We start from the raw sequence: 23,423 nt of genomic DNA on the forward strand, positions 1-23,423 counted from the left end.
TTGCTGTGGCGAGGGAGCAAGCTCCCTCGCCACAGGGTTAGTGTTGTGTCGTGCGCTGCCACAACGCGTAATACACCCGCCCGGATTTCTGCTCGCGGTGCAGGCGCCAGGTGCCTGGCAGGCCGAGTGTGGACGGTGCGGTTTCGCTTTCAGTGTAGATCCAGGCATCCGGTGCCAACCACTGACGCTCTTCCAGCAACGCGCAAACGGTCGGCAGCAGGTTCTGGTTGAACGGCGGATCGAGGAACACCACGTCAAACTCACGGGCTTCCTGGGTTTCCAGGTAGCGCAGCGCATCAGCCGTCTGCACTTGCCCCGTGGTGCAACGCAGGGTGCCCAGGTGTTCCTTGAGGCTGGCAACCGCCACGTTGCTGGCATCCAGCGCCTGGCCCAAGGCAGCGCCACGGGACAGGCTTTCAAGGAACAACGCGCCGCTGCCCGCGAACGGGTCCAGCACCTTGGCCCCGGCGATATACGGCGCGAGCCAGTTGAACAGGGTTTCACGCACGCGGTCGGGCGTCGGGCGCAGGCCCACGACGTCAGGGAAGCTCAGCTTACGGCTGCCCCATTCTCCACCGATGATGCGCAGTTGGCCCACACCGTTGTGAACGTTGTGGACAGGTTTTTTGGGACGGGATGGACGGGCCATTAATGCTCCGGAACCCCGAGCGGCTGCTCGGCGGGTTTATCTGTGGGGGGCGGTAGTGGCTTTTGCGCAATCGTTGGGCCGGCGGTCACGATGACCAGCTTGTCGGCACTCAAATGTTTGTTCAAAGCAGCTTTGACCTGGTCAACGGTCAGCGCCTGGGATTGTTTCATGAAATCTTCCAGGTAGCTCAGCGGCAAGTTGTAGAAACCCATGGCGCCCAGCTGCCCGACGATATCGGCGTTGCTCGCGGTGGACAGCGGGAAGCTGCCGGCCAGTTCGCGCTTGGCGTCGTCGAGTTCTTTCTGTGTCGGGCCGGTCTTGAGGTAGTCGGCGAGTACGTCCTGCACCAATCGCAGCGTGCCGGCGCTCATTTCGGCGCGGGTTTGCAGGTTGATCATGAACGGGCCGCGCACCTGCATCGGTGAGAAGCCGGAGTATACGCCGTAGGTCAGGCCACGTTTCTCGCGGACTTCGCTCATCAAGCGGGTGCCGAAGCCACCGCCGCCGAGGATCTGGTTGCCCAGGGACAGCGCGGCGTAGTCCGGGTCGGCACGGTCGATGCCCAGTTGCGCCAGCAGCAGGGTTGTCTGCTTGGACGGGAACTCGATATGCGTGGTGCCCGCCTTCGGTTCGACCGGTTGGGCGATCTTCGCCAGCGCCGGGCCTTTGGGCAGTGAAGCGGAGACCTTGGCGGTCATGGCTTCGGCTTCGGCGCGAGTCAGATCGCCGACTACAGAAATCACTGCGTTGCCGGCGGCATAGGCCTTGGCGTGGAAGTCCTTCAACTGCGCGAGGGTCACCTTCGGCACGCTCTCGGCGTTGCCTTCGCTCGGATGGGCGTAAGGGTGGTCGCCATAGAGCTGCTTGAACAGCTCGATGCTCGCCAGTTTGCCGGGGTTCTGCTTCTGGTACTCGAAGCCCGCCAGCAGTTGGTTCTTGATGCGCGCCAGGGAGTCGGCGGGGAAGGTCGGCTTGCCGATCACGTCGTCAAACAGTGAAAGGGCCGCGTCACGCTTGTCGCTGGCGCTCAGGCTGCGCAGGGAAACCAGCGCCATGTCGCGGTAGGCGCCATTGCTGAAATCGGCACCCAAGCCGTCGAAACCGGCGGCAATCTGGCTGACGTCCTTGCCCGGCACGCCTTCGTTGAGCATCGCGTTGGTCAACAGCGCCAGGCCCGGTGTGTCGCCATCCTGGCTGCTGCCGGCGGCGAACAGGATGCGCATGTCGAACATCGGCAGTTCATGGGCTTCGACGAACAGCACCTTGGCGCCGTCGGCGGTGGTCCAGGTTTGCACGTCGAGCTTGCGGTTGGTCGGCGCCTTGTCGTCCAGCTCGGCCAGGGATTGCAGCTTGTTGGCGGACTTGGCCTGCTCCAGCGCCTGGCTGGCGACGGATTCGCTCGGGCGCAGGAAATACACCGCGCACGCGGCAGCCAAAGTGACCACGATCAAACCGGGCAGCACCAGACGGTTGTTTTTACGTTCACTCATGAGCGGTCTCCTCAGGCAAAACATGGGCGACGCTGAGACGTTCGCGGGTGAAATAGGTGCGTGCAGCTTTCTGGATATCTTCGGCGGTTACGCTTTGCAGTTCGGCAAGCTCAGTGTCCATGAGCTTCCAGGACAGGCCCACCGTCTCCAGGGAGCCGATGGCGGTGGCCTGGCTGGTGATCGAATCGCGCTGGTAAACCACACCGGCGATGACCTGGGCGCGGATACGCTCCAATTCCTCTGCGCTCGGTGGCTTGGCCTTCAGTTCATCCAGCAGGCGCCACAGGCCGGCTTCAGCCTGGGCCACGGTCTTTTTCTTCTGCAGGTTCGGGGTAGCGGTCAGGGTGAACAGGCTGTCGCCGCGGGTGTAGGCGTCGTAACTCGACGAACCGCCGGACACCAGTTCTTCGCCGCGCTCCAGTTGCGTCGAGATGCGCGCGCTGTAGCCGCCGTCCAGCAGGGCCGAGATCAGGCGCAAGGCGTTGACCGAACGCTTGTCTTCAGCGGTGGCGAGGCTGGGCACGTTGAAACCAAGGATCACGCTCGGCAGTTTGGTCTGTACGTGCATTGTCAGCAGGCGTTCGCCGGGCTCGGCCAGTTCCAGCGGGATTTTCGCCGGTGGCACGTCGCGCTTGGGGATCGGGCCGAAGTAGCGTTGGGCCAGGGTCTTGACTTCATCCGGGGTCACGTCGCCCACCACCACCAGGGTGGCGTTGTTCGGCACGTACCAGGATTGGTACCAGTGGCGCAGCTCTTCAACCTTCATGCGGTCCAGGTCGGCCATCCAGCCGATGGTCGGCGTGTGGTAGCCGCTGGCGGGGTAGGCCATGGCCTTGAAGCGCTCGTAGGCCTTGGACATCGGGTTGTCGTCGGTGCGCATTCGGCGCTCTTCCTTGATCACCTCGATTTCGCGGCTGAACTCGTCGGCCGGCAGGCGCAGGCTGGCCATGCGGTCGGCTTCCAGCTCGAAGGCAACGCCCAGGCGGTCACGGGCCAGCACTTGGTAGTAAGCGGTGTAGTCGTCACTGGTGAAGGCGTTTTCTTCGGCGCCCAGGTCACGCAGGATCAGCGAGGCTTCGCCGGGGCCAACCTTGGCGCTGCCCTTGAACATCATGTGTTCCAGGGCGTGGGACAAACCGGTCTGGCCCGGGGTTTCATAGCTGGAGCCAACCTTGTACCAGACCTGGGAAACCACCACCGGCGCGCGATGGTCTTCGCGCACGACGACCTTGAGGCCGTTGTCCAGGGTGAATTCGTGGGTGGGTTGTGGGTCGGCAGCCAAAGCTGAAAGGGGCAGACAAACTGTGCTGAGCAGCAGGCCTGCGGCGCGGCGGGCTAGAGCATTCATTCGTTTTTAAACCTGTTGAGCTGCCCGCTTGGTCTTAGCGTCGGCGGGCGAGGAGGTGCTAGGATACTGATCCGACCTAGGGACGGCCACTACGGCTGTCTTGTTGAGGCCCTATTTAGGCCTTACAAAATGTTGCGCATGAACGAGCTGGCTAAAAAACAGTCTGTTACGCATCGAATTTTATTTACCGACGCGCCCCTTGGCGCGTCGCTACCTTGAGATAGCCGTCTCCATGTTTGGTTCCAACGACGACAAGAAGACCCCAGCTGCGGCTGGCGAGAAAAAAGGCCTGTTCGGATGGCTGCGCAAAAAGCCGCAGGAAACCGTCGTCGAACAGCCGCAGGTTCAAGCAGAACCGATCCCTGAATCCCCAGTAGAAGCCGAACCGGTTGCCGAAACCCCGGCCCCGGTGGTGTTGCCGATGGCTGAGCCGGTGTTGCAGCCGGTAGCCGAGGTAGAGCCTGAGCCCGAGCCTGAACCCGAGCACACGCCATGGCCGGAGTTGCCGGTGGCTGAAGAGCCGGTGGCGCTGGTCGAGGATGTGCAGGCCGAGCATGTTGCACCGCGGATTCCTGTGGTTGTCGAGCCGCTGCAGGTCATCGTCGAGGCGCCAGCGCCGGTGGTGGCCGAGCCAGTACCGGCTCCTGTGGTGGTTGCCGCTCCTGCTGTCATCGAAGTCGAAGCACCTGCCGCGCCCACCGAAACCAGCAAGACCGGCTTCTTTGCCCGCCTCAAGCAAGGCCTGAGCAAGACCAGCGCCAGTATCGGCGAAGGCATGGCCAGCCTGTTCCTCGGCAAAAAGACCATCGATGACGAGCTGCTGGAAGACATCGAAACCCGCCTGCTGACTGCCGACGTGGGCGTTGAAGCCACCGCCGTGATCATCCAGAGCCTGACCCAGAAGGTCGCGCGCAAGCAGTTGACCGACGCCGATGCACTTTACAAGTCGCTGCAGGCCGAGCTGGCGGCCATGCTCAAGCCGGTGGAAGCACCGCTGGTGATCAATACGCAGAACAAGCCGTTTGTGATCCTGGTGGTCGGCGTCAACGGCGCCGGCAAGACCACCACCATCGGCAAGCTGGCCAAGAAGCTGCAACTGGAAGGCAAGAAAGTCATGCTGGCCGCCGGTGACACCTTCCGTGCTGCTGCCGTGGAGCAACTGCAGGTCTGGGGCGAGCGCAACAAGATCCCGGTCATCGCCCAGCACACCGGCGCCGATTCGGCTTCGGTGATCTTCGATGCGGTGCAGGCTGCCAAGGCCCGCAACATTGATGTGCTGATCGCCGATACCGCCGGTCGCCTGCACACCAAAGACAACCTGATGGAAGAGTTGAAGAAAGTTCGCCGCGTGATCGGCAAGCTCGACGCCGACGCGCCCCACGAGGTGTTGCTGGTGCTGGACGCCGGTACTGGTCAGAACGCTATCAGCCAGGCCAAACAATTCCACCAGACGGTCCAGCTGACCGGCCTGGCATTGACTAAGCTCGACGGCACGGCCAAAGGCGGCGTGATCTTCGCCCTGGCCAAGCAGTTCGGGTTGCCGATTCGTTATATCGGCGTCGGTGAAGGCATCGACGACCTGCGCACTTTTGAAGCCGAACCCTTTGTACAGGCACTGTTTGCCGAGCGGGAGCGTTCATGATTCGTTTCGAACAGGTCGGTAAACGCTACGCCAACGGGCATGTCGGCTTGCATGAGCTGAGTTTCCGGGTGCGTCGCGGCGAATTCTTGTTTGTGACCGGCCATTCCGGTGCCGGTAAAAGTACCTTGCTGCGCCTGCTGCTGGCCATGGAGCGTCCAACCACCGGCAAACTGCTGCTGGCGGGCCAGGACCTGGCCACCATCAGCAACGCACAGATTCCATTCCTGCGCCGGCAGATCGGCGTGGTGTTCCAGAATCACCAGTTGCTGTTCGACCGCACGGTGTTCAACAACATCGCCTTGCCATTGCAGATTCTCGGGCTGTCCAAGGCCGAAATCATCAAGCGCGTGGATTCGGCACTGGAGCGCGTCGCGCTTTCCGACAAGACCGACCTGTATCCGGGCGACCTGTCCACCGGCCAGCAACAGCGTGTCGGCATCGCCCGCGCCATCGTCCATCGCCCGGCCTTGCTGCTGGCGGACGAACCCACCGGTAACCTCGACCCGCGCCTGGCTGCAGAAATCATGGGCGTGTTCGAAGACATCAACCGCCTGGGCACCAGCGTGCTGATCGCCAGTCACGACCTGGCGTTGATCGCCCGCATGCGTCACCGCATGTTGACCCTGCAGCGCGGCCGCCTGATTGGCGACGGGGAGGCTGGGGTATGAGTGCTACACGCAGCCCTAAGGTTTCCGAGCGCGTCGCGCCAAAAGCGGCCGACCCGCAGCCTCAGAAGAAAAAACGCGACGAAGACGATGGCCCGGACTTCGGCACCCTGGTGCATGCCTGGATCGAAAGTCACCGTGCCAGCCTGGTAGACAGCCTGCGGCGCCTGGGCAAACAGCCGATCGGCAGCTTCTTTACCTGCCTGGTGATGGCCGTGGCCTTGAGCCTGCCGATGGGGTTGTCGCTGCTGCTCAATAATGTCGAGCGCCTTGGCGGCTCGTGGCAGCGGGCGGCGCAGATTTCCCTGTACCTGAACCTGGACGCCAGCGCCAAAGACGGCGAGTCCCTGCGCGACGAGATCAAAGAGCTTCCAGGTGTGGCCGAGGCTGAATACATCAGCCGTGACCAAGCCCTGGAAGAGTTCCAGCAACAGTCCGGCCTGGGTGAGGCGCTCAAGGAGTTGCCGCAGAACCCGCTGCCAGGCGTGGTGCTGGTAACGCCGAACGAAGTGGACAAGACCACCCTGGAAGCCCTGCGACAAAAACTCGCAGAGATGCCGAAGGTTCAGCAGGCCCAACTTGATCTAGTCTGGGTAGAGCGGTTGGCGGCAATTCTCAAGCTGGGCGACCGGTTTGTGTTCGGCCTGACGGTGTTGCTGGTTTCTGCATTACTTTTGGTGATAGGCAATACCATTCGTCTTCATATTGAAAACCGCCGCACCGAGATAGAAGTGATTAAACTCGTCGGCGGCACGGACAGCTATGTGCGTCGTCCATTTCTGTACATGGGCGCGCTTTATGGCTTTGGTGCCGGGATTTTGTCCTGGGGTGTACTGGCTTTTGGCCTTGATTGGCTGAACGACGCGGTGGTGGGGCTTGCCGGCTTGTACGGCAGTGATTTTGCCTTGGCCGGCGTGCCGGCAGCCGACGGTCTGTCATTGTTGCTTGGGGCAGTGCTCTTGGGGTATATCGGTGCGTGGATTGCGGTCGCACGGCATTTACGTGAGCTGGCACCGAAGTAGTTAATGTCAGGGTAATGTGGTTTCGTTTGTATTGACCGTATCAGTGGTTTAGGGAACTTGTCCTACGGTTCCCGGTCAATTTTCGCAGTGCTGAACTGCACGAGTTATGTGAGTCGGAGGTTTTTTCGTATGACCACTTCTTTGCAACCTGCTTATGCTCTGGTCCCGGGTGCGAACCTGGAGGCCTATGTGCACACGGTCAACAGCATTCCATTGCTGACGCCCGAGCAGGAGCGTGAACTGGCCGAGAGTCTCTACTATGAGCAGGATTTGGGGGCGGCTCGGCAGATGGTGCTCGCCCACCTGCGTTTTGTCGTACATATCGCCCGTAGTTATTCCGGCTACGGCTTGGCCCAGGCTGACCTGATTCAGGAAGGCAACGTTGGCCTGATGAAAGCTGTAAAGCGCTTCAACCCGGAAATGGGTGTGCGCCTGGTGTCGTTTGCTGTGCACTGGATCAAGGCGGAAATTCACGAATTCATCCTGCGCAACTGGCGCATCGTGAAAGTCGCGACCACCAAGGCCCAGCGCAAACTGTTCTTCAACCTGCGCAGCCAGAAGAAACGCCTGGCGTGGCTGAACAACGAAGAAGTGCATCGCGTGGCCGAAAGCCTCGGCGTTGAGCCACGTGAAGTGCGCGAGATGGAAAGTCGCCTGACCGGCCATGACATGGCCTTCGACCCGGCCGCCGAAGCGGACGACGACAGCGCCTTCCAATCGCCGGCCAACTACCTGGAAGACCACCGGTACGACCCGGCGCGTCAACTGGAAGACGCTGACTGGAGCGACAATTCCAATCACAACCTGCATGAAGCACTGGAAGTGCTGGACGACCGCAGCCGTGACATCCTCTACCAGCGCTGGCTGGCAGAAGAAAAAGCCACGCTGCACGACCTGGCGCAGAAGTACAACGTGTCGGCTGAGCGGATTCGTCAGCTCGAGAAGAGTGCGATGAACAAGCTGAAACTGTCGATCGCCGCCTGACACAGGCAGCCAGGACAGCGCGATCGAAATGTGGGAGCGGGCTTGCTCGCGAAGGCGGTGGATCAGTCACCTAAGATATTGACTGGCACACCGCCTTCGCGAGCAAGCCCGCTCCCACTTTTGTTTTATGGGGTGTCAGTCAGCCCAAGGCGCCTTGCGCGAGTTGTTCAGCTCATTCAGGTAGCTGTCGCCACCCAACTGGCTCATCTGCTGCCGAATCCACGCCGCCCGTCGCGCCACATACGACGTTGGATGACTGGCACTCCACACCCGCGGGTTAGGCAGCACCGCAGCCAGATAGCTGGCCTGCTGGCGGGTCAGCGCCTTGGCACTCACCCCAAAATGATGCCGCGCCGCCGCTTCTGCGCCGAACACGCCTTCATCCCACTCCACGCTGTTGAGGTACACCTCAAGAATCCGCTGCTTGGGCCATAAAATCTCGATCAGCCCGGTAAACCAGGCTTCCAGGCCCTTGCGGAAATAGCTGCGGCCGGTCCACAAAAACAGGTTCTTCGACACCTGCTGGCTCAACGTACTGGCGCCACGAATCGAACCGCCGCGCTCGTTATGCAGCAATGCCGCCTGGATCGCGCCAAAATCAAAGCCCCAATGCTGCGGGAAGCGCTGGTCTTCACCCGCCATCACCGCCACTTTAAGCTCGTCGGAGATCTGATCCCACGGCACCCACGTGCGCTGTACGTCAATCGGCTCGCCGTCGACCCAGGACTCGACCTTGCGCTCAACCATCAACGCGGTGCCCGGAGGCGGCACGAAACGGAACAGCAGCACCAGCAGCACACTGCCGATGGCAAACCACTTGAGGGCTTTGAGAACACGCTTGAAGAGAAGATGCAGCATAGAGATGGCTTGGCCGAACCCGTTGAGCGGGCCATTATACAGACCCTGTCCACTGAGTCTGACTGGAGTTCCTCATGTTGCGTGGCTTTCTGATGCTGGCTGCCTTTTTCGGTTTCACCGGCGTTGCCTTGGGCGCGTTTGCCGCCCACGGCCTGAAAAACCGCCTGAGCGCCGAATACCTGGCGATTTTCCACACCGGCGTGACCTACCAACTGGTGCACACCCTGGCGCTGTTCGGCGTGGCATTGCTGGCGGTGCACATTCCCGGTCGACTGGTGACGTGGGCGGGCGTGTCCTTTGCCGTGGGCATTCTGCTGTTCTCCGGCAGCCTGTATGTGCTGACCATGACCGGCATCAGCAAGCTCGGCATCATCACCCCGTTCGGTGGTCTCGCCTTCCTGCTGGGCTGGTTCTTCCTGGGCCTCGCGGCGTGGCGCCTCCAGGCCGCCTGAAGCTGGCGGTAGGTTGCTGACCGGAGGGCTTGGGTCATCAGCGCCGATCACGCTAGAATGCTGGCCCCTAAAAACGATGGCGGCCCGTGGCATGCGCATTCAGTTGAACGGCGAATCCTTTGAACTGCCCGACGGTGAAACCGTTTCGGCCCTGCTGACCCGTCTGGATTTGACCGGGCGTCGCGTCGCAGTGGAGCTCAACCAGGATATCGTCCCGCGTAGCCAGCACGCCGAGACCGCGCTCACCGAAGGTGACCAGGTCGAAGTGGTCCACGCCATCGGCGGCGGCTAGCCGCCCGGCGCTCAAGAGCGCCAAACCGCATTCTGCAGAACCTCACCCCAACTCGAGGATTTCCCATGAGCATCGTTCGTAGCGACAAGCCTTTTGTCCTGGCCGGTCGTACCTACCAGTCCCGTTTGCTGGTCGGTACCGGCAAGTACCGCGACATGGAAGAAACCCGCCTGGCCATCGAAGCCTCGGGTGCCGAGATCGTTACTTTCGCCGTGCGCCGTACCAACCTCGGCCAGATCGAGGGCGAGCCGAACCTGCTCGAAGTGCTGTCGCCGGATCGCTACACCTTCTTGCCGAACACCGCCGGTTGCTACGACGCCATCGAAGCCGTGCGCACCTGCCGCCTGGCTCGTGAGTTGCTCGACGGCCACAACCTGGTGAAGCTGGAAGTGCTGGCCGACCAGAAAACCCTGTTCCCCAACGTGATCGAAACCCTCAAGGCCGCCGAAACCCTGGTCAAGGAAGGCTTCGACGTGATGGTCTACACCAGCGATGACCCGATCATCGCCCGCCAACTGGCCGAAATCGGCTGCATCGCCGTGATGCCGCTGGCTGGTCTGATCGGTTCCGGCCTGGGCATCTGCAATCCGTACAACCTGCAGATCATCCTTGAAGAAGCCAAGATCCCGGTGCTGGTGGATGCGGGCGTGGGTACTGCCTCCGACGCCACCATCGCCATGGAACTGGGTTGCGATGCGGTGCTGATGAACTCGGCCATCGCCCATGCGCAGCAACCGATCATGATGGCTGAAGCCATGCAACACGCGATCGTCGCCGGCCGCCTGGCGTACCTCGCCGGGCGCATGCCGAAAAAACTTTACGCCAGCGCCTCCTCGCCGCTGGATGGTCTGATCAAGTAAGAGCCATTGATGACTGAATCAAACGAAACGCCGAACACCCTGGAAGAAGGCGACGAGTCCAAGCACCGCCGCATCAAGAGTTTTGTGATGCGCGCCGGTCGCATGACCGAGGGCCAGCAAAAAGGCCTGGAGCAGGGCACGCCGCTGTTCGTCCTGCCGCTGGTGGACGCACCGGTGGATTATGACCAGGTGTTCGGCCGCTCGGCGCCACGTTCCCTGGAAATCGGCTTCGGCATGGGCCATTCCCTGCTGGAAATGGCTGCGGCTTCGCCGGAGCAGGATTTTATCGGGGTTGAAGTACACCGTCCGGGTGTTGGCGCGCTGCTGAACGGCGTGCTGACTCAGGGCTTGACCAACCTGCGGGTCTACGACTGCGACGCGATCGAAGTGCTCAACCGCTGCATCGCCGACAACAGCCTTGACCGCCTGATGCTGTTCTTCCCGGACCCATGGCACAAGAGCCGTCACCACAAGCGCCGCATCGTCCAGGCTTCCTTCGCGGAACTGGTGCGCAGCAAACTGAAAGTGGGCGGCATCCTGCACATGGCCACCGACTGGGAGCCGTATGCTGAGTACATGCTGGAAGTGATGAACGTCGCCCCTGGCTACCGCAACCTGGCGGAAGACGGCAAATGCGTCCCGCGCCCGGCCGAGCGGCCGATCACCAAGTTCGAACGTCGCGGCGAGCGACTCGGGCATGGGGTTTGGGATTTGAAGTTCGAGAAGCTGGCGTAACTCGCCACAACCTTGAAATGCAACTCACTGTAGGAGCGAGCTTGCTCGCGAAAAAACAACAGGCGACGCGTGCTACCTGATAGCGCTGCGTTATCGTTGACGTTCTTCGCGAGCAAGCTCGCTCCTACAGTGGCTTGTGTCGTTCCTTGGGTCAGCGGCGATCCGCCACCACCCCAATCAACACCAGCACCACCAACAACACCGGCGCCAGGCTGTAGTTGTTGAACTGGCTCAACCCGCGAACAATCCACGGTGTGGCGTAGATCAGTGCCGCGCCGCTGCCGATCATGCACACCAGTGCCATCAGCGGCACGCGCAGTGCACCCGCGATGCTGCCCAGTCGTGATTCGATCCAGCCCTTGATGTCGGCGCCAAACAGCACCAGCAGGCAGCCTACCAACGCCAGGGAGATTTCCGACAGGTTGCTACGGCTCCAGCGGGATACGGTGGCGAGCAGGTCGAGTACCAGATCCATTCGATTTCCTTAAGAGCAATCAGCTCAAAAACTTCTGCAGCAGGTCATTGAGAAAGAGTTGCCCGCGGTCGGTGGCCGCCAGGCGTGACGGTTCGACCTGCATTAAGCCACTTTGTTCTGCATCCGTGCGGGCTTCATCGAGGCTCGCCAGCTCAAGGCCGGTGCGCTCGGCGTAAAGCCTGGCTTCGACGCCGTCGGTGAGGCGCAGGGCGTTCATCAGGAACTCGAACGGTAACTCTTCGTTGGTCAGTTCTTTCGCGCCGGCCTGGTAGTTTTTCGCCGGGTTGAGGTAGTCCTTCGGCGCCCGGGTTTTCCAGGTGCGCACGATGCGCCCATCCGGATGGCTGAGCTTGCCGTGGGCACCGGCGCCGATGCCGATAAAGTCGCCAAAGCTCCAGTAGTTCAGGTTGTGCCGCGCCGGCCGGCCCGGCTGGGCGTAGGCCGATACTTCGTACTGGGCGTAACCGTGCTCGGCGAGCAACGCCTGGCCGGCTTCCTGAATGTCCCACAGGGTGTCGTCTTCCGGCAGCACGGGCGGCTGGTTCCAGAATACGGTGTTGGGTTCCAGGGTCAGTTGATACCAGGACAGATGCGTGGGCTTGAGGGCAATGGCCTGGCGCAGGTCGCTCAGGGCGTCGTCCAGGGACTGATCGGGCAAGCCGTGCATCAAGTCTAGGTTGAAGTTGTCGAACCCGGCCTGGCGCGCCATGCCGGCGGCACGTACCGCTTCGTCACCGTTGTGGATGCGGCCCAGGGCTTCGAGTTTTTCCTGCTGGAAACTCTGGATACCAATCGACAGCCGATTGATCCCCAGCTTGCGGTACGCCACGAACTTCTCTTGCTCGAAGGTGCCGGGGTTGGCTTCCAGGGTGATCTCGATGTCGCTGGCAAACGGGATGCGCGCTTCTACGCCCTTGAGCAACCGGCCCAGCGCAGCGGCGCTGAACAGGCTCGGGGTGCCGCCGCCGAAAAAGATCGAACTCAGCTCGCGGCCATACACCGCATGCAGGTCCTGATCGAGGTCGGCCAGCAATGCGTCGACGTACTCTTCTTCCGGCAGCACCTTGCTGGCGGTGTGGGAGTTGAAGTCGCAGTAAGGGCATTTGCGCACGCACCACGGGATGTGGATGTACAGCGCCAGGGGCGGCAGGTGAGGCAAGGCCGCCCGAGGTGTTTGCGCGCCACCGAGGATCAGCGGCTGCGCAGAGGTGTTCTGAGTCATTTCAGGCCCAGACGCTGGCGCAGCAAATCCATTGCGCGGGCGCGGTGGCTGATCTGGTTCTTGTCGGCTGGGCTCAGTTCGGCGCTGGAGACATTGCGTTCCGGTACCCAGAACAGCGGGTCGTAGCCAAAGCCGTGCTCGCCGCTGGCCGCGTGCAGGATGCGCCCGTGCCACAGGCCTTCACAGAGGATCGGCAATGGATCATCGGCGTGACGCACCAGGGCCAGTACGCAGACGAACTGTGCGCCGCGCATCGCGTCGGGCACGTCCTTGAGGGCGTCGAGCAGCTTGGCGTTGTTGGCCGCGTCGCCTTTGCCGTCGGCATAACGCGCCGAGTAGATGCCCGGGGCACCACCGAGGAAATCCACGGCCAAGCCCGAATCATCAGCCAGTGCCGGCAGGCCGGAAATGCGCGCGGCATTGCGGGCCTTGAGGATGGCATTCTCGACGAACGACAGGCCGGTCTCTTCCGGCTCTACCTGGCTGAACTCGCCAATCGAGCGCAATTGCACCGAGTCGCCGAGCATGGCCTGGAGTTCTTTGAGCTTGCCGGCGTTATGGCTGGCGAGTACGAGTTGTGTGAGGTTCATCATTCGGCCGGAAACAGTTCCTGGTTGAAACTGAAACCGTGGGCTTTGCCACCGGTTTCAACGTTGATGGTGAAAATCTTGGTTTCCTGCTGCGGCACCGGGTACTGGGCGACGTAAAGCGTAGAACCTTTCTGGGTGATTTTCTTGAACGTCAGCATCTCGCTCTTGCCGCCCAGGTCTTTGATCGTGCCGGTGACGGTGGCGTCTATCGATTCGACGCCCTTGTTCACGAACACATTGATCATGCCCAGCTCTTTGCTGCGTACGATCCCGGCTTCCTGGGCCATTTCCGGTGTCAGGAAACTGGTGGTCAGGGTGTTGTAGTGCACCGTGATATCGCCGAATTCTTTCTGGCGATTACCATCGATAACATCCGCCGCCATAGCGCTGACGCTCAGGCACGCGGTGAGTAAAAAAGTAGCCAAACGACTCATGTTCGTCCTCCTTGAAAATGGTTAGACGGCAATCTGGTGGTCCGTCAGGCCCGGGCTGCTGACCCGGTAGATCCCGATCTCACCCAGCAGGTTGGGCCATAGCTTACTCGCCCAGCCGTGACGGTGCTGTTGATCGACGGCAAGACGGTTGATGACTTTGGCTTCGCGCTCGCTGCACAGGGCTTCGAAGTCTTCGAAGGTGCAGAAGTGGATGTTGGGCGTGTTGTACCAGGTGTAGGGCAGGAAATCCGACACCGGCATGCGGCCCTTGGTGGCCAGGTACCAGCGGCAGCGCCAATGGCCGAAGTTGGGGAAGGTGATGATGCACTGGCGGCCGACCCGCAACATCTCGTCGAGGATCCGGTCCGGGTAGTGCACGGCTTGCAGCGCCTGGGTCATGACCACGATGTCGAAGCTGTTGCTGGCAAAGTTGCCGAGGCCCTTGTCGAGGTCCTGCTCGATTACGTTGATGCCCTTGGCCACGCACTGGGCGATGTTGTCCGGGTCGTTTTCCAGGCCGTAGCCGGTGACTTGCTTGTTGTCGCGCAGCCAGCTCAGCAGTTCGCCATCGCCGCAACCGAGGTCGAGCACGCGGCTGCCGGCGGGGATCCAGTCTTGGATGATTTCCAGGTCGGCTCTCATGGCGTTCTCCCAAAGCGTAAGCAATTCATATAAGCGCAATTCGGTTCATGTAGTTGCTAAAGGCCTGCAAGTAACGCGGGATCGGGATCAGGAAGGCATCGTGGCCTTGCGGTGCGTCGATCTCCAGGTAGCAGACGTCTTTCTTCGCGGCCATCAGCGCATCCACCAATTCCCGCGATCGGGCCGGGGAGAAGCGCCAGTCGGTGGTGAACGACATCACGCAGAACTTGGCGGTGGCCGCCTCGAAGGTGCGCGCCAGGTCGTCGTCGAAGTTCGCCGCCGGGTCGAAGTAGTCCAGGGCCTTGGTCATCAGCAGGTAGGTGTTGGCGTCGAAACGCCCGGAGAACTCCTCACCCTGATAACGCAGATAGCTCTCGACCTGGAACTCGACGCTGTGGAAGTCGTAGTTGAGCTTCTCGCTCTTGAGACCACGGCCGAATTTCTCGCCCATGGAGTCATCCGACAGGTACGTGATGTGCCCGACCATGCGCGCGAGCATCAGCCCGCGCTTGGGGATCACGCCGGCTTCCTGGAACGAACCGCCGTGGAACTCCGGGTCGGTGAGGATCGCCTGGCGCGCCACTTCGTTGAAGGCGATGTTCTGCGCCGACAGCTTGGGGGCCGAGGCGATGGCCAGGCAGTGGCGCACGCGGTCCGGGTAGGTGATGGTCCATTGCAGGGCCTGCATGCCGCCCAGGCTGCCGCCGATTACCGCGGCCCATTGGGCGATGCCCAGTACGTCGGCCAGGCGCGCCTGGCTGTGCACCCAGTCTTCCACGGTCAATACCGGGAAATCGGCGCCAAACGGCTTGCCGGTTTCCGGGTTGAGGCTGCTGGGGCCAGTGGAACCGTTGCAGCCGCCGAGGTTGTTCAGGCTGACTACGAAGAACTTGCTGGTGTCGATCGGTTTGCCCGGGCCGATGCAGCTGTCCCACCAGCCGGGCTTGCGCTCGTCCATGCTGAGGTAACCCGCAGCGTGGTGATGGCCGGACAGGGCGTGGCAGATCAGCACGGCATTGCTGCCCGTGGCGTTCAGTTGGCCGTAGGTTTCATAGATCAGGTCGTAGGCGGGCAGCGAACGGCCGCAGGCCAGGGCCAGCGGTTCGCTGAAGTGCGCCACTTGGGGCACGACCAGTCCAACAGAATCGGGGGGGAAGGCAGCTGGCATCGACCCTGCTCTCGTTTAAATGAGGCGTAAGTCTAAAGACCGCTGCACCCAGCGGCAAGCAAAGGCCTGCTGCTGGTGTTTTTAAGGCTTTTTGTGGCGAGGGAGCTTGCTCCCGCTGGAGCGCGAAGCGGTCCCAAGCCGGCTGCCGCGATTTTGCAGATGCAACGCGGTCGGCCTTTTTGGGGCTGCTGCGCAGCCCAGCGGGAGCAAGCTCCCTCGCCACATTGTTGTCAGATCAGACCGAACAGTTCTTTGGGCATGAATGCGTAGAAAGCCAGGCGCGGAATCACCCAGCTTTGCAGCAGTTGAATCGCGATAAACGCGAAGATCGGCGAGATATCCAGGCCACCCAGGTTCGGTATCAGGCGGCGGAACGGCGCCAGCACCGGCTCAGTGATCTGCCCCACCAGCTCTGCGCCAGGGCTGCGGCTGCCGGGAGCGACCCACGAGAGGATCACGCTGATGATCATCGACCAGAAAATGATCTTCAAAAACAGCGAGAAAATCCCGATCAAGGCCCACGGCAGCAACAGCAGCGTGGTGGCCTGGTAGCCGTTGAGCAGCAGGATGACCGCGAACAGCAGGATCTGCAGCAGCAGCGCCAACACCAGCGAGGACATGTCCAGGCCGAACATGCTCGGGATTACCCGGCGCAGTGGCTTGAGCAGCGGCTGCGTAGCCTTCACCACGAACTGGCACAGCGGGTTGTAGAAGTTCGCCCGCACCAGTTGCAGGATAAAACGCATCAGCACGATCAGCAGGTACAGGCTGCCCAGGGTCTGGATGATGAAAATGGCAGCGTCATTGATTCCGAGCATGTTTAATTCCTATGTGGGGGACGACTATTTGCCCAGCTGCTCGGCCATTTCGGCCGAACGATGTGCTGCGGCACCCAGTGCTTTTTCCACCAGGGCTTCAAAGCCCCCGGCCTGGAACGATTCGATTGCCGCTTGGGTAGTTCCGCCCGGCGAGGTCACGCGACGGCGCAGTTCGGCGGCGTCGACATCACTGGTCACGGCCATCTGCGCGGCGCCCAGTGCGGTTTGCTCGGCCAATTGCTCGGCGACTTCCTGTGGCAGGCCGAGTTTCACGCCAGCGGCGGTCATGGCCTCGATCAGCAGGAAGAAATACGCCGGGCCGCTGCCGGACACGGCGGTGACAGCGTCCAGTTGCTGCTCGTGTTCCAGCCACACGGCAATACCCACGGCGGACAGCAGCTCTTGTGCCTGATCACGCTGTTGGGCAGTGACTTCGGACGTGGCGTACAAGCCGCTCACGCCCTTGCGCAGCAGCGCCGGGGTGTTGGGCATGCAACGTACAATTGGCTGGGCGCCGAGCCAGTGGGTCATGCTGGCGCAAGTGATGCCGGCGGCGATGGACACCACCAGTTGATGGGGTTTGAGGCTTGGGCGCAGGCTTTCGCACACGGCTTTCATGGCTTGTGGCTTGACCGCCAGCACCACCACGTCAACGCCTTCAATCGCTTCTGCGTTGTCGGCGAAGGTTTCGATGCCGTGCTCGGCGCTGACGCGGGAGCGAGTATCGGCGCCCGGGTCGCTGGCGCGAATCTGCTGTGCTTCCAGGCCCTTGGCCCGCAGGCCGCCGATCAGGCTGGCCGCCATGTTACCGGCGCCGATAAAGGCAATACGCGTGTTGCTCATGACAGGTCCTTACTCAGATGGAAGTCAGCCATTTCACGGCTGGCCGTAGTCGCGGGCACCAAACAGCGCGGTACCGATCCGCACCCAGGTGGCCCCTTGGGCAATGGCCGACTCAAGGTCGTGGCTCATGCCCATGGAAAGTGTGTCGAGACCCAGGTTCAGGCTCGCTTGCAGGTCGCGTACTGTCGCGAAGGCTGCGTCCTGTTCTGCGCGGTCGTCGGTTGGCTCGGGGATCGCCATCAACCCGCGCAGCTTCAGGCGCGGCAGGGCGCTGATGGCTTCGGCCAGGGCGGGCAGGTCGGCGGGTGTACAGCCGGACTTGCTGGCTTCGCCACTGACGTTGACCTGAATGCAGATATTCAGCGGCGGCAGGTCAGCCGGGCGTTGCTCGGAAAGGCGTTGTGCGATTTTCAGGCGGTCCACGGAATGCACCCAAGCGAAGTTCTCGGCGATCGCACGAGTCTTGTTCGATTGAATGGGGCCGATGAAGTGCCAACTCAAGGGCAGGTCGGTTAATTCGGCCTGTTTGCCCAGGGCTTCCTGCAGATAGTTCTCGCCAAACTCACGCATCCCGGCGGCATACGCCTCGCGTATGGCTTGTGCGGGTTTGGTCTTGCTCACGGCCAGCAGGTGCACGCTGTCCGCGTCGCGCTGCGAGGCTTGGGCCGCGGCTCGGATCCGCTCGGAAACCAGGCTGATGTTGTCTGCTATGGTCGACATTCAAGTTGCGCCCGTGGATATGGAGTCCGCGGCATTCTACTGGAAATGGAAAGCCCTATGGATATCACTGAACTGCTGGCTGCCGGCGTGCGCCTGGGGGCCTCGGACCTGCATTTGTCGGCCGGGTTGGCGCCGATGCTGCGAGTTGATGGCGAGGTCTGGCCCCTCGATTGGCCGGTGCTGCTCCCTACGCAATTGGCGGAGTTACTCAGCCCTTTGCTGAACAATCATCAGCAAAAGGATTTCGAAACATCTCTTGAAACGGATTTTGCCTTCGAGCTGCCCGAGGTGGCGCGGTTTCGGGTAAATGTGTTCCAGCAGCATCGGGGCATGGGCGCGGTGTTTCGCACCATCCCCTCGACGGTGCAGAGCCTGGAAAGCCTGGGGTTGGGCGAGGTGTTCCGGCGCATCGCAGACCTGCCCCGAGGGTTGGTACTGGTCACCGGGCCGACCGGTTCCGGCAAGTCCACGACCCTGGCGGCGATGATCGATTACCTCAACACCCATCGTCGCCAGCACATCCTCACCCTTGAAGACCCGATCGAGTTTATCCATCAACCGAAAAGCGCTCTGATCAACCAGCGGCAGGTGCATCGCGACACCCACAGTTTCTCGGCCGCCCTGCGTTCGGCATTGCGGGAGGACCCGGATGTGATCCTGGTGGGCGAGCTGCGGGACCTGGAAACCATTCGGCTCGCACTGACGGCGGCGGAAACCGGGCATCTGGTGTTCGGCACATTGCACACCACGTCGGCGGCTAAAACCGTGGATCGAGTGGTGGATGTGTTTCCGGCGGGGGAAAAGGCCATGGTCCGCTCGATGCTCTCGGAGTCATTGCAGGCGGTGGTGTCCCAGGTGCTGGTGAAGAAAGTCGGCGGCGGGAGGGTGGCGGCTCACGAAATCATGCTTGGCACGCCGGCGATTCGTAACCTGATCCGCGAGGACAAGGTGGCGCAGATGTATTCGGCGATCCAGACGGGTGGGGCGCTGGGGATGACGACGCTGGACATGAGTTTGAAGGCGTTGGTCAGCCAGGGGCTGATCAGCCGGGAGCATGCGCGGGAGAAGGCGAGGGTGCCAGGGGATATTTAAGATCGCGTGGGCGATGAAAAACTAATGTGGGAGCGGGCTTGCTCGCGAATGCGGTGTATCAGTCAAGCATGTATCGACTGACACTCCGCATTCGCGAGCAAGCCCGCTCCCACACAAGCCCGCTCCCACATCAGCCTGATATCAGCGCTGCACAATCCGCAGATTGTTCTGCTCTTTAGGCAGGACACGCTTGGCAATCACGTAGTTCTTGTCCCAGAACGGCTTCTTCAGGGTATCGATGCTCACGGACTTGCCACGACGCGGTGCGTGGATAAAGCGGTCGTTGCCCAGGTAAATGGCAACGTGGTTCACCTGGCGGCTCTTCAGTTTGAAGAACAGCAGGTCGCCCGGTTTCAAATCCTTGCGCTCAACCTTTTGCCCGTGGCCGGCGGCCATGGCGTTGGAAGTGCGCGGCAAATCCACGGCTTTTACGTCGTTAAACGCATATTTCACCAAACCGCTGCAGTCGAACCCTTTACTTGGGCTGCTGCCGCCCCAACGATAAGGAGTACCGAGCACGTTGACGGCGCGGCTGAGGACGTTGCTGCTTTGCTTGGTGTTGACGGCCATCAACCCTGGAACTGCCTTACCGTTGGCCTTGCTCAGTTGAGTCGGGCGCTTCACGGTCAGCTTTACCGATTTGGCGGAGCTGGTGGTGGCGTGAACTTTAGGGGTGAAACCGTTAACGTTTGGAAGTCGTTGCTCACGATTGGTGGCGTGGGCGGCCAGTGGCATTAATAGGCAAATGGTTAGCCATGTCTTGAAAAATGGTCGCATTAGGCGTGGCTCTTTTAGGTTTGCGCGCAACTTTATAACAGCTTTTTGTGTCGTTCTAAGGCCGTTTGTCGACTGAACCCTGGGGTCAAATTCAGGAAAAACGCGACGAATTGTCGCTATTGTCCGACTCAGGTCAGGTGGCATAAGGCTTTGCGGGAGGGAAGATACCATTTGCCGTGCGTCGGGCGCCCGTAAAAAAGTCACAAAGAAAATGAAAAAATTTATCTATCGAGGCGAAAGAGGTACTCCATGAACACCTATCGACAGGATGTTTCGCAACAAGACACCCACAGCAAGGTGATCGGTTACCTGCTCTGGATTTTCGGTTTTACCGGTGCTCACCGCTTTTATTACGGCAAACCGGTGACCGGGACGATCTGGTTTTTCACCTTTGGTTTGTTCGGGATTGGCTGGCTGATCGACTTGTTCCTGATCCCGGCGATGGACCGGGAAGCGGACCTGCGATTTACGGCCGGGCCGATTGAATACAACGTGGCCTGGATTCTGTTGGCGTTCCTGGGTGTGTTCGGGTTGCACCGCATGTATCAGGGGAAATGGATCAGCGGGATCGTTTACTTGCTGACTGGCGGGTTATTCCTGATCGGCGTGCTGTATGACTTCTGGACGCTGAATACGCAGGTTTCGATCCGTAATGCCGAGCGCAGCGGCGGTCGATAAGATTTGTGAAGATCCAAATGTGGGAGCGGGCTTGCTCGCGAATGCGATGTGTCAGTCGACATCTCTATTGACTGACCTAACGCTTTCGCGAGCAAGCCCGCTCCCACATTTACTGTGCCCGCTCTGAATCGGGTTTAAGCTTGGTAGCTGATCCGCCCATCCACCAGCGTGTACCGCACATTCGCCGGCAAGCTGTGACCAATGAACGGGCAGTTCTCGCCCTTGGACAGCCAGTGTTCCCCGGCAATCGTGGAACTGGCCGTATCAAACAGCACCAGGTCCGCTGCCGACCCCACCGCCAACTTGCCCGCCGGCAGGCGCAGTGCCTCGGCAGGGCCCGCACTGAGGCGTGCCAGCAGCGTCGGCAGGTCCAGCAAGCCATCCTCCACCAGCGTCATTGCCAGCGGCAGCAACAGCTCGACACTGCTGATGCCCGGCTCTGTCGCGCCGAATGGCGCCAGCTTGGCGTCCCGCTCGTGGGGCTGGTGATGGCTGGAAATCGCCGAAACCACCCCGGACTTCACCGCAGCCCGCAAACCGTCACGGTCAGCGCGGGTACGCAGGGGCGGCTGCACGTGATACAGGCTGGAGAAGTCGATCAGCGCCTCATCCGTCAAAATCAGCTGATACAACGCCACATCCGCCGTCACCGGCAAGCCGCGGGCTTGGGCCTGAGCAATCAGGGCCACGCCGCGAGCGCTGGTCAGTTGGCTGAAGTGCGCGCGTACGCCGCTTTGCTCCACCAGCAGCAGGTCCCGGGCCAGGGCCACGGTCTCGGCGGTTTCCGGGATGCCCGGCAGGCCAAGGAAGCTTGCCGTGGCGCCTTCGTGGGCCAGGCCACCTTCGGCCAGGTCACGGTCCTGGGAGTGGAAAATCACTGTCAGGTCGAAGGTCGCTGCATATTCCAGCGCGCGGCACAGGGTGCGGGTGCTGCGAAAGCTCTCCAGACCGTTGCCGAAGGCCACGCAGCCGGCGTCGCGCAAGGCGATCAGCTCGGCCAACTGTTCGCCGTCCAGGCCTTTGCTCAGGGCGCCGATGGGGAACACTTTGCAGTTGCCGGCTTCGCGGGCGCGGTCGAGGATCAGCTCGGTCACGGCCGAGGTGTCCAGCACCGGCTTGGTGTGGGGCGGGCAGCACAGGCTGGTGACGCCGCCGGCTGCGGCGGCGCGGGTTTCGCTGGCGATGCTGCCTTTGCGGCTGTAACCCGGTTCGCGCAGGGCGACGTTCAGGTCCACCAGCCCAGGCGCGGCGATCAGGCCTTTGGCGTCGATGGTTTCACTGGCGCTGAAGCCTGCGGGTGCGGCGCCGATGGCAATGATCTTGCCGGCTTCCAGGTGCAGATCGGTGACTTGATCCAGGCCGCTGGCCGGATCGATGACTCGGGCGCCGAGAATGCTGAGCTTCACTGGGCGTTCTCCTGCTCGAATTGACGTTGTGCGGTTTGCCCGCTCATGGCCATGGACAACACAGCCATGCGGACGGCGATGCCGTAGGTCACCTGGTTGAGAATCACCGACTGCGCGCCGTCGGCCACCGCCGACTCGATCTCCACGCCACGGTTGATCGGCCCCGGGTGCATCACGATGGCATCCGGCTTGGCGCCGGCCAGGCGCGCGGTGGTCAGGCCGAACAGGCGATAGAACTCGCCTTCGCTCGGCAACAGGCCGCCGGCCATGCGCTCGCGCTGCAAGCGCAGCATGATCACCACGTCCACATCCTTCAGGCCTTCGGCCATGTCGGTGTAGACCTTCACGCCGTATTGCTCGATGCCGATGGGCAGCAGGGTTTTTGGCGCGATCACGCGGATGTCCGGGCAGCCAAGGGCTTTCAGGGCCAGCATGTTCGAGCGCGCTACCCGCGAGTGCAGGATGTCGCCAACGATGGCCACCGAGAGGTTTTCGAAGCTGCCTTTGTGCCGACGGATGGTCAGCATGTCGAGCATGCCCTGGGTCGGGTGGGCGTGACGGCCGTCGCCGCCGTTGATGATCGCCACGTTCGGGCACACGTGCTCGGCGATGAAGTGCGCAGCACCGGAGTCGCCGTGGCGCACCACGAACATGTCGGCGGCCATGGCTTCCAGGTTGCGCAGGGTGTCGAGCAGGGTTTCGCCCTTGCTCGCCGACGAGGTGGACACGTTCAGGGTGATCACGTCAGCCGACAGGCGCTGGGCCGCCAGCTCAAAGGTGGTGCGGGTGCGGGTCGAGTTCTCGAAGAACACGTTGCAGATGGTCTTGCCGCGCAACAGCGGGACTTTTTTCACCGCCCGGCCGCCGACTTCGAGGAATGAGTCGGCCGTGTCGAGGATTTCGGTGAGCAGTTCGCGGGGCAAACCGTCGAGGGACAGGAAGTGTTGCAGCTGGCCCTGAGCGTTGAGCTGCAGCGGGCGCTTGGCATCTAGAGGCGTCATCGCGGGGACTCTTTACAAGGCGGTTTAAAGGGCAAGGTCTTGCAGTTCGAGTTCGAGCGGCGTGGGACCGGACAATTTTACCCGCTGGTGGGCTTCCAGGGACAGGGTTGCGCCGACCACGTCCGGGCTGATCGGCAATTCGCCGGCATCCAGGTCCAGCAGGCAGACCAGTGTCACGCTGGCCGGGCGGCCGTAGTCGAACAGTTCGTTCAGGGCGGCGCGGATGGTACGACCGCTCATCAGCACGTCATCGATCAGTACCAGATGCTGGCCTTCGATCTCGAACGGCAGGGCCGAAGGACGCACTTGCGGGTGCAGGCCGTTCTGGCTGAAGTCGTCACGGTAGAAAGACACGTCCAGGGTGCCCAGGGGCGAGTCGCTGCCCAGTTCTTCCAATAGTGCCTGGGCCACCCACACGCCACCGGTGCGGATGCCGATAAAGCGCGGCTCGCTGATAGCGCGGTGTTCCAGGTGCGCCTTGAGGCGGATCGCCATCTGGCTGATCAGGTCGGCGGGATTGGGCAGGCTCATGGTGGCTCCTTCAAGGCCTTGCGCAGGCA

At 61.7% G+C, this 23,423-nt stretch carries 27 protein-coding genes; 10 read left to right on the forward strand and 17 right to left on the reverse strand.

The genetic code is table 11. The annotated features are described in order from the left end of the window. Positions 1 to 37 precede the first annotated feature (37 nt). From rsmD to HBJ59_RS15985, 3 genes are read right to left on the reverse strand one after another with little or no spacing between them, the layout of a single operon-like run. Positions 38 to 649 (reverse strand): 16S rRNA (guanine(966)-N(2))-methyltransferase RsmD, encoded by a 612-nt coding sequence (gene rsmD, locus HBJ59_RS15975; RefSeq protein ID WP_076013004.1) that lies wholly within the window; start codon positions 647 to 649, stop codon positions 38 to 40. Then, positions 649 to 2,139, reverse strand: coding sequence for a pitrilysin family protein (locus HBJ59_RS15980; protein WP_167664087.1), 1,491 nt, complete (start codon positions 2,137 to 2,139; stop codon positions 649 to 651). Before HBJ59_RS15980 ends, rsmD begins: the two co-directional genes overlap by 1 nt. Continuing rightward, positions 2,132 to 3,487 (reverse strand): pitrilysin family protein, encoded by a 1,356-nt coding sequence (locus HBJ59_RS15985; RefSeq protein ID WP_003213786.1) that lies wholly within the window; start codon positions 3,485 to 3,487, stop codon positions 2,132 to 2,134. The genes HBJ59_RS15980 and HBJ59_RS15985 overlap by 8 nt, the downstream gene beginning before the upstream one ends. A gap of 232 nt (positions 3,488 to 3,719) precedes the next feature. On the opposite strand from HBJ59_RS15985, the gene ftsY reads away from it, so the two are divergent. The 4 genes from ftsY (at position 3,720) to rpoH (ending at position 7,800) form a co-directional block, all read left to right on the forward strand. Continuing rightward, positions 3,720 to 5,129 carry a signal recognition particle-docking protein FtsY gene (ftsY, locus tag HBJ59_RS15990; protein ID WP_167664088.1) on the forward strand — a complete coding sequence of 470 codons (1,410 nt, stop codon included), beginning with the start codon at positions 3,720 to 3,722 and terminating at the stop codon, positions 5,127 to 5,129. Continuing rightward, on the forward strand, positions 5,126 to 5,797 hold the full coding sequence (gene ftsE, locus HBJ59_RS15995) for a cell division ATP-binding protein FtsE (RefSeq protein ID WP_017476533.1): 672 nt from the start codon (positions 5,126 to 5,128) through the stop codon (positions 5,795 to 5,797). Before ftsY ends, ftsE begins: the two co-directional genes overlap by 4 nt. After that, a complete protein-coding gene (gene ftsX, locus HBJ59_RS16000; RefSeq protein WP_076013000.1) occupies positions 5,794 to 6,816 on the forward strand; it encodes a permease-like cell division protein FtsX in 1,023 nt (340 codons plus the stop codon). Before ftsE ends, ftsX begins: the two co-directional genes overlap by 4 nt. 129 nt (positions 6,817 to 6,945) lie before the next feature. Then, a complete protein-coding gene (gene rpoH, locus HBJ59_RS16005) occupies positions 6,946 to 7,800 on the forward strand; it encodes an RNA polymerase sigma factor RpoH (RefSeq protein ID WP_003176698.1) in 855 nt (284 codons plus the stop codon). A gap of 135 nt (positions 7,801 to 7,935) precedes the next feature. Here rpoH and mtgA read toward each other — a convergent pair whose 3' ends face one another. Next, a complete protein-coding gene (mtgA, locus tag HBJ59_RS16010; protein WP_076012999.1) occupies positions 7,936 to 8,658 on the reverse strand; it encodes a monofunctional biosynthetic peptidoglycan transglycosylase in 723 nt (240 codons plus the stop codon). Positions 8,659 to 8,732: 74 nt separating this feature from the next. Between mtgA and HBJ59_RS16015 the strand changes: the two genes are divergently transcribed. The 4 genes from HBJ59_RS16015 (at position 8,733) to trmB (ending at position 10,997) form a co-directional block, all read left to right on the forward strand. Beyond that, positions 8,733 to 9,110, forward strand: coding sequence for a DUF423 domain-containing protein (locus HBJ59_RS16015; protein ID WP_076012998.1), 378 nt, complete (start codon positions 8,733 to 8,735; stop codon positions 9,108 to 9,110). 91 nt (positions 9,111 to 9,201) lie between these two features. Next, on the forward strand, positions 9,202 to 9,402 hold the full coding sequence (gene thiS / locus HBJ59_RS16020) for a sulfur carrier protein ThiS (RefSeq protein WP_063026500.1): 201 nt from the start codon (positions 9,202 to 9,204) through the stop codon (positions 9,400 to 9,402). 65 nt (positions 9,403 to 9,467) lie between these two features. Further along, positions 9,468 to 10,262: a thiazole synthase gene (locus HBJ59_RS16025; RefSeq protein ID WP_003234615.1), complete on the forward strand. Its 795-nt coding sequence runs from the start codon at positions 9,468 to 9,470 to the stop codon at positions 10,260 to 10,262. 9 nt (positions 10,263 to 10,271) lie between these two features. After that, positions 10,272 to 10,997, forward strand: a complete 726-nt coding sequence (gene trmB / locus HBJ59_RS16030; protein ID WP_063026504.1) for a tRNA (guanosine(46)-N7)-methyltransferase TrmB — start codon at positions 10,272 to 10,274, stop codon at positions 10,995 to 10,997. A 151-nt stretch (positions 10,998 to 11,148) separates the two neighbouring features. Here trmB and HBJ59_RS16035 read toward each other — a convergent pair whose 3' ends face one another. The 9 genes from HBJ59_RS16035 to HBJ59_RS16075 all read right to left on the reverse strand — a co-directional run bounded on the left by HBJ59_RS16035 (position 11,149) and on the right by HBJ59_RS16075 (position 17,909). Continuing rightward, a complete protein-coding gene (locus HBJ59_RS16035) occupies positions 11,149 to 11,472 on the reverse strand; it encodes a DUF3392 domain-containing protein (RefSeq protein ID WP_167664089.1) in 324 nt (107 codons plus the stop codon). 19 nt (positions 11,473 to 11,491) lie between these two features. Next, positions 11,492 to 12,694, reverse strand: a complete 1,203-nt coding sequence (gene hemW / locus HBJ59_RS16040) for a radical SAM family heme chaperone HemW (protein WP_076012996.1) — start codon at positions 12,692 to 12,694, stop codon at positions 11,492 to 11,494. Further along, a complete protein-coding gene (gene rdgB / locus HBJ59_RS16045; protein ID WP_008434161.1) occupies positions 12,691 to 13,287 on the reverse strand; it encodes an RdgB/HAM1 family non-canonical purine NTP pyrophosphatase in 597 nt (198 codons plus the stop codon). Before rdgB ends, hemW begins: the two co-directional genes overlap by 4 nt. After that, positions 13,284 to 13,718 (reverse strand): DUF4426 domain-containing protein, encoded by a 435-nt coding sequence (locus HBJ59_RS16050; RefSeq protein WP_076012995.1) that lies wholly within the window; start codon positions 13,716 to 13,718, stop codon positions 13,284 to 13,286. The genes rdgB and HBJ59_RS16050 overlap by 4 nt, the downstream gene beginning before the upstream one ends. A 21-nt stretch (positions 13,719 to 13,739) precedes the next feature. Next, positions 13,740 to 14,360, reverse strand: a complete 621-nt coding sequence (metW, locus tag HBJ59_RS16055) for a methionine biosynthesis protein MetW (RefSeq protein ID WP_076012994.1) — start codon at positions 14,358 to 14,360, stop codon at positions 13,740 to 13,742. Positions 14,361 to 14,385: 25 nt separating this feature from the next. Continuing rightward, positions 14,386 to 15,528 (reverse strand): homoserine O-acetyltransferase, encoded by a 1,143-nt coding sequence (locus tag HBJ59_RS16060; RefSeq protein ID WP_167664090.1) that lies wholly within the window; start codon positions 15,526 to 15,528, stop codon positions 14,386 to 14,388. A gap of 230 nt (positions 15,529 to 15,758) precedes the next feature. After that, a complete protein-coding gene (locus tag HBJ59_RS16065) occupies positions 15,759 to 16,346 on the reverse strand; it encodes a YggT family protein (RefSeq protein WP_017476523.1) in 588 nt (195 codons plus the stop codon). Between the two features lie 24 nt (positions 16,347 to 16,370). Continuing rightward, entirely contained in the window at positions 16,371 to 17,189 is an 819-nt protein-coding gene (gene proC, locus HBJ59_RS16070) for a pyrroline-5-carboxylate reductase (RefSeq protein ID WP_167664091.1), read from the reverse strand. 33 nt (positions 17,190 to 17,222) lie between these two features. Then, on the reverse strand, positions 17,223 to 17,909 hold the full coding sequence (locus tag HBJ59_RS16075; RefSeq protein ID WP_076012991.1) for a YggS family pyridoxal phosphate-dependent enzyme: 687 nt from the start codon (positions 17,907 to 17,909) through the stop codon (positions 17,223 to 17,225). 57 nt (positions 17,910 to 17,966) lie between these two features. Between HBJ59_RS16075 and HBJ59_RS16080 the strand changes: the two genes are divergently transcribed. Next, positions 17,967 to 19,001 (forward strand): type IV pilus twitching motility protein PilT, encoded by a 1,035-nt coding sequence (locus HBJ59_RS16080; RefSeq protein ID WP_167664092.1) that lies wholly within the window; start codon positions 17,967 to 17,969, stop codon positions 18,999 to 19,001. 141 nt (positions 19,002 to 19,142) lie between these two features. On the opposite strand, the gene HBJ59_RS16085 is transcribed toward HBJ59_RS16080, so the two are convergent. Beyond that, positions 19,143 to 19,778, reverse strand: a complete 636-nt coding sequence (locus tag HBJ59_RS16085; RefSeq protein WP_076012989.1) for a C40 family peptidase — start codon at positions 19,776 to 19,778, stop codon at positions 19,143 to 19,145. Between the two features lie 249 nt (positions 19,779 to 20,027). Between HBJ59_RS16085 and HBJ59_RS16090 the strand changes: the two genes are divergently transcribed. Further along, positions 20,028 to 20,456, forward strand: coding sequence for a TM2 domain-containing protein (locus tag HBJ59_RS16090; RefSeq protein ID WP_076012988.1), 429 nt, complete (start codon positions 20,028 to 20,030; stop codon positions 20,454 to 20,456). Positions 20,457 to 20,590: 134 nt separating this feature from the next. Here the strand turns inward: HBJ59_RS16090 and HBJ59_RS16095 are convergent, their stop codons facing one another. The 3 genes from HBJ59_RS16095 to pyrR are packed head-to-tail and all read right to left on the reverse strand — an operon-like array spanning position 20,591 to position 23,394. After that, positions 20,591 to 21,862, reverse strand: coding sequence for a dihydroorotase (locus tag HBJ59_RS16095; RefSeq protein ID WP_167664093.1), 1,272 nt, complete (start codon positions 21,860 to 21,862; stop codon positions 20,591 to 20,593). Beyond that, on the reverse strand, positions 21,859 to 22,863 hold the full coding sequence (locus tag HBJ59_RS16100; RefSeq protein WP_167664094.1) for an aspartate carbamoyltransferase catalytic subunit: 1,005 nt from the start codon (positions 22,861 to 22,863) through the stop codon (positions 21,859 to 21,861). The genes HBJ59_RS16095 and HBJ59_RS16100 overlap by 4 nt, the downstream gene beginning before the upstream one ends. 24 nt (positions 22,864 to 22,887) lie before the next feature. After that, positions 22,888 to 23,394, reverse strand: a complete 507-nt coding sequence (pyrR, locus tag HBJ59_RS16105) for a bifunctional pyr operon transcriptional regulator/uracil phosphoribosyltransferase PyrR (protein ID WP_167664095.1) — start codon at positions 23,392 to 23,394, stop codon at positions 22,888 to 22,890. Positions 23,395 to 23,423: the final 29 nt, after the last annotated feature.

This window comes from Pseudomonas sp. AN3A02, assembly GCF_011765255.1.
Lineage (GTDB): Bacteria > Pseudomonadota > Gammaproteobacteria > Pseudomonadales > Pseudomonadaceae > Aquipseudomonas.

What these genes read in the sequence shown, in the direction of transcription:
- rsmD (WP_076013004.1), bottom strand. Translation starts at nt 649, where the DNA reads ATGGCCCGTCCATCCCGTCCCAAAAAACCTGTCCACAACGTTCACAAC.
- HBJ59_RS15980 (WP_167664087.1), bottom strand. Translation starts at nt 2,139, where the DNA reads ATGAGTGAACGTAAAAACAACCGTCTGGTGCTGCCCGGTTTGATCGTG.
- HBJ59_RS15985 (WP_003213786.1), bottom strand. Translation starts at nt 3,487, where the DNA reads ATGAATGCTCTAGCCCGCCGCGCCGCAGGCCTGCTGCTCAGCACAGTT.
- ftsY (WP_167664088.1), top strand. Translation starts at nt 3,720, where the DNA reads ATGTTTGGTTCCAACGACGACAAGAAGACCCCAGCTGCGGCTGGCGAG.
- ftsE (WP_017476533.1), top strand. Translation starts at nt 5,126, where the DNA reads ATGATTCGTTTCGAACAGGTCGGTAAACGCTACGCCAACGGGCATGTC.
- ftsX (WP_076013000.1), top strand. Translation starts at nt 5,794, where the DNA reads ATGAGTGCTACACGCAGCCCTAAGGTTTCCGAGCGCGTCGCGCCAAAA.
- rpoH (WP_003176698.1), top strand. Translation starts at nt 6,946, where the DNA reads ATGACCACTTCTTTGCAACCTGCTTATGCTCTGGTCCCGGGTGCGAAC.
- mtgA (WP_076012999.1), bottom strand. Translation starts at nt 8,658, where the DNA reads ATGCTGCATCTTCTCTTCAAGCGTGTTCTCAAAGCCCTCAAGTGGTTT.
- HBJ59_RS16015 (WP_076012998.1), top strand. Translation starts at nt 8,733, where the DNA reads ATGTTGCGTGGCTTTCTGATGCTGGCTGCCTTTTTCGGTTTCACCGGC.
- thiS (WP_063026500.1), top strand. Translation starts at nt 9,202, where the DNA reads ATGCGCATTCAGTTGAACGGCGAATCCTTTGAACTGCCCGACGGTGAA.
- HBJ59_RS16025 (WP_003234615.1), top strand. Translation starts at nt 9,468, where the DNA reads ATGAGCATCGTTCGTAGCGACAAGCCTTTTGTCCTGGCCGGTCGTACC.
- trmB (WP_063026504.1), top strand. Translation starts at nt 10,272, where the DNA reads ATGACTGAATCAAACGAAACGCCGAACACCCTGGAAGAAGGCGACGAG.
- HBJ59_RS16035 (WP_167664089.1), bottom strand. Translation starts at nt 11,472, where the DNA reads ATGGATCTGGTACTCGACCTGCTCGCCACCGTATCCCGCTGGAGCCGT.
- hemW (WP_076012996.1), bottom strand. Translation starts at nt 12,694, where the DNA reads ATGACTCAGAACACCTCTGCGCAGCCGCTGATCCTCGGTGGCGCGCAA.
- rdgB (WP_008434161.1), bottom strand. Translation starts at nt 13,287, where the DNA reads ATGATGAACCTCACACAACTCGTACTCGCCAGCCATAACGCCGGCAAG.
- HBJ59_RS16050 (WP_076012995.1), bottom strand. Translation starts at nt 13,718, where the DNA reads ATGAGTCGTTTGGCTACTTTTTTACTCACCGCGTGCCTGAGCGTCAGC.
- metW (WP_076012994.1), bottom strand. Translation starts at nt 14,360, where the DNA reads ATGAGAGCCGACCTGGAAATCATCCAAGACTGGATCCCCGCCGGCAGC.
- HBJ59_RS16060 (WP_167664090.1), bottom strand. Translation starts at nt 15,528, where the DNA reads ATGCCAGCTGCCTTCCCCCCCGATTCTGTTGGACTGGTCGTGCCCCAA.
- HBJ59_RS16065 (WP_017476523.1), bottom strand. Translation starts at nt 16,346, where the DNA reads ATGCTCGGAATCAATGACGCTGCCATTTTCATCATCCAGACCCTGGGC.
- proC (WP_167664091.1), bottom strand. Translation starts at nt 17,189, where the DNA reads ATGAGCAACACGCGTATTGCCTTTATCGGCGCCGGTAACATGGCGGCC.
- HBJ59_RS16075 (WP_076012991.1), bottom strand. Translation starts at nt 17,909, where the DNA reads ATGTCGACCATAGCAGACAACATCAGCCTGGTTTCCGAGCGGATCCGA.
- HBJ59_RS16080 (WP_167664092.1), top strand. Translation starts at nt 17,967, where the DNA reads ATGGATATCACTGAACTGCTGGCTGCCGGCGTGCGCCTGGGGGCCTCG.
- HBJ59_RS16085 (WP_076012989.1), bottom strand. Translation starts at nt 19,778, where the DNA reads ATGCGACCATTTTTCAAGACATGGCTAACCATTTGCCTATTAATGCCA.
- HBJ59_RS16090 (WP_076012988.1), top strand. Translation starts at nt 20,028, where the DNA reads ATGAACACCTATCGACAGGATGTTTCGCAACAAGACACCCACAGCAAG.
- HBJ59_RS16100 (WP_167664094.1), bottom strand. Translation starts at nt 22,863, where the DNA reads ATGACGCCTCTAGATGCCAAGCGCCCGCTGCAGCTCAACGCTCAGGGC.
- pyrR (WP_167664095.1), bottom strand. Translation starts at nt 23,394, where the DNA reads ATGAGCCTGCCCAATCCCGCCGACCTGATCAGCCAGATGGCGATCCGC.